The sequence below is a fragment of the Prevotella sp. P5-64 genome (assembly GCF_002251285.1).
Classification (GTDB): Bacteria; Bacteroidota; Bacteroidia; order Bacteroidales; family Bacteroidaceae; genus Prevotella.
Genome location: NZ_NPJK01000034.1, coordinates 1 through 252 on the forward strand (window position 1 = coordinate 1; position 252 = coordinate 252).

A 252-nucleotide genomic window follows, 5' to 3' on the forward strand; every position below is an offset into this window, starting at 1 on the left:
AACTTCATTTGGACTTTACAATTCTGCATTTTGCCATCCATATTGTTTGGAGGGCAAATGTAATATGCACCTGTCGGAAATCTGGCATAGCAAGAAAAACGACTGTCGCTTATCCCGAACTCAGGTTTGAAGGGTTTTGCATAAGCTCGGTTCTCTGTGTAGATATTCAGCACGTATTGCCTTGCAGTCATGATCCACTTGGCAGGTACGGAGATGAATCTGAAGACAAAAGCCTTTATGCGACTCGTTTTC

The 252-nt window shown here is 42.9% G+C and carries 1 pseudogene; it reads right to left on the reverse strand.

The features are described 5' to 3' along the window. Window positions 1–113 precede the first annotated feature (113 nt). A pseudogene (locus CIK87_RS13970) lies at window positions 114–252 on the reverse strand (IS1380 family transposase); the annotation flags it as partial.